This window comes from Pseudonocardia kujensis (assembly GCF_021283305.1).
In the GTDB taxonomy this organism is placed as follows: domain Bacteria; phylum Actinomycetota; class Actinomycetes; order Mycobacteriales; family Pseudonocardiaceae; genus Pseudonocardia; species Pseudonocardia kujensis.
Genome location: NZ_JAJSOK010000143.1, coordinates 1 through 2,699, shown reverse-complemented (window position 1 = coordinate 2,699; position 2,699 = coordinate 1). Strand labels below are relative to the sequence as shown.

2 protein-coding genes and 1 pseudogene are annotated in these 2,699 nt (G+C 77.8%); all 3 read right to left on the bottom strand.

The features are described from left to right. Window positions 1-362: pseudogene (locus LWC35_RS38670) on the bottom strand (hypothetical protein); the annotation flags it as partial. Next, complete coding sequence (locus LWC35_RS40735) at window positions 359-1,609, bottom strand: DUF58 domain-containing protein (protein WP_232875562.1); 1,251 nt, start codon at window positions 1,607-1,609, stop codon at window positions 359-361. The gene LWC35_RS40735 and the pseudogene LWC35_RS38670, both read right to left, overlap by 4 nt. Next, complete coding sequence (locus LWC35_RS38660; RefSeq protein ID WP_232875563.1) at window positions 1,606-2,586, bottom strand: AAA family ATPase; 981 nt, start codon at window positions 2,584-2,586, stop codon at window positions 1,606-1,608. The genes LWC35_RS40735 and LWC35_RS38660 overlap by 4 nt, the downstream gene beginning before the upstream one ends. Between the last annotated feature and the right edge of the window lie 113 nt (window positions 2,587-2,699).

Sequence of the window (2,699 nt, the reverse complement as noted above, 5' to 3'; positions counted from 1 at the left end):
TGTGCGGCGGCCTCGGTGACGTGGGCGGCGAAGGCGCCGAAGGCCGCCGGGCCGGGCAGGAACCCCGCCACCGCGCCGTCGCCGAACAGGCCGGTGAGCACGAGGAGGGCGCCGACGAGTTGTCCGACGGCGACGCCCGGGCCGGGCAGTCGCTGCAGCGCCACCGCCAGCCCGACGACCACCGCGACGACCAGCGCCGCGTCGGCGAACCAGGTGCCGCCCTGCACCACGGCGACCAGGCAGGTCCCGGCGAGCAGGACGGCGAGCCCGCCGGCCACCGCGGCGACCCAGCGGAACCGCGGACGGTCCGGCGGGGGAGCGGTCGCGGGCGGCGCCGGCCGGACCGCGGTGGGCGCGCTCATCGCGCGCCGGCAGGGGTCACGGGGCTGCCTGCGACGAGCGCGTCCCAGGCCTGCTCGGGCGTGCGGTCGGCGCCCGCGACGGTGACGTGCCACCCCGCGCGGCGGAGCACCTCGGCGGCGGAGGCGGGGTCGGGCGTCCGCTCGCCGCCGTCCCAGGTCGCGACGTCGAGCAGGACGGCGTAGCCGCCGCCGGGGTGGCGCCCCGCGAGCTGCCCGGCCTGCTCGGGCGTGCACGCCCCCAGCACGGCGACGATGTCCCGGCCGGCGGCCGTCGACGGGCCGGACAGGTCGGGGCGGGCGGCGGGGCGGAGCACGGCGAGCGCGTCGAGCAGGGGGTCGAGGCCCTCGCCGGCGGCGACCGACGCACCGTCCTCGGTGACCACCTCGACCGGCTCGCCCCGGCGCAGCAGGTGCGCACCGATGCTGGCCGCCAGCGTGACCGCGAACTCCAGGCTGGCGCCGGCGCCGTGGCCGCGGTGCGCCCCGTCGCGCCGGTCGAGCAGCACGGTGACGCCCGCGTGCCAGGGTCGCTCCTCGAGCCGCACCATCAGCTCGTCGTGCCGGGCCGTGCTCTTCCAGTGCACCCGGCGCAGCTCGTCGCCCTGCCGGTAGGTCCGCACCATCACGTCCGGGCTGCCCTGGCCCTGCTGCGCGGCGGCCCCGGGGAGGCCCTCGCCGCTGCCCAGTGCGCGCGGCGCCCCGTGCAACCCGACGACCCGCGGCACGACCAGCAACCGGTCCGGCGCGAGCATCTCGCGGGTGAACTCGGCCAGCCCCAGCGCCCCGAGGGCGCGTGCGGTCAGCGGACCCACCCGGTGCGCGCCCCGCAGGGCGGGCCGCAGGGGATAGGTGACGCGGGCGCCGCGGCCGCCGATCCGGTGCACGGTGAACCGCGGGGGCGTCGACGGGACCGGGCCGGCGGCGTCGGGGACGGTGTCGGCGAGGCGCAGCGCGCCGAACACGGGCCCGCCCCGCAGGTCGAGGGCGACCTCGACCGGGGTGCCGGCGGCCGTGCGCCCGGGCAGCAGGGTGCGGCCGGCCTGCACCGAGCGGCGGGTGCGCACGGCGAGCAGCAGCGAGACCAGCGGCAGCAGGCACACGACCAGCCCGACCCGGAGCAGGTCCCGCTCGTCGAGGACGACCGAACACGCCGCGGTCGCGACGCCGCCGGCCAGGAGGCTGCGCCCCCGGACCGTCAGCCCGAACGTGCGGGTCCCGGAGCGACCCACGGACGGCCGGGACCTCACGCCCGCGAGGGTGCCCGGACCGGGATGCGCGACAGCAACCCGCGGACGACGTCGGCGGCGGTGACCCGGGACGCGCCGGCCTCGGGGGCGACGGTCAGCCGGTGCGCGATGACGGGGACGGCGATCGCCTGCACGTCGTCCGGGACGACGTAGCCGCGCCCGGCCAGCGCCGCCTGCGCCCGCGCCGCCCGGACCAGGTGCAGGGTGGTGCGCGGGGAGGCGCCGAGGCGCAGCTCGGGCTGCCGCCGGGTCGCCCCGACGAGGTCGACGCAGTACTGCCGCACCTCCTGGCCGACCCGGATCCGGCGCACGGCCTCGATCACGGCGCGGACGGTGCGGGCGTCGGCCACCGGTCGGAGGGTGTCGAGCGGATCGGCGCCCGCGTGCTCGTCGATCATCGCGAGCTCGGCGGCGGGGTCGGGGTAGCCGACGCTGATCCGCGCGGTGAAGCGGTCCCGCTGCGCCTCGGGGAGCGGGTAGGTGCCGTCCATCTCCACCGGGTTCTGCGTGGCGACGACCATGAAGGGGCTGGCCAGCCCGTAGGTGCCGCCGTCCACGGTCACCTGGTGCTCGGCCATGCACTCCAGCAGCGCCGACTGGGTCTTCGGCGACGCGCGGTTGATCTCGTCGGCGATCACGACGTTGGCGAACACCGGGCCCGGCCGGAACTCGAACTCACCGGTCTGCCGGTTGTAGACGGACATGCCGGTGATGTCGCCGGGCAGCAGGTCCGGGGTGAACTGCACCCGGCTGACCGAGCAGTCGAGCGAGCGGGCGAGCGCCTTGGCCAGGGAGGTCTTGCCGACCCCGGGCACGTCCTCGACCAGCAGGTGCCCCTCGGCGAGCAGGGTGACCAGCGCGAGCCGGACGACCTCCGGCTTGCCCACGATGATCCGCTGCACGTTCTGCGCGATGCGCCCGGTGAGGTCGGCGACGGCGGCCAGCGGCGGGGGTTCGGGCGCGCTCTCGCCGGTCACCGGCGGGCCCGGGCGGCTGCTGGTGGTCAACCCTGCTCCTGTTCGTGGGCGTCCGCGGACGGGGTCGGACACGGGGAACTGCGGGAACTTGCGCCCTCAGTCTGTCAAACGGG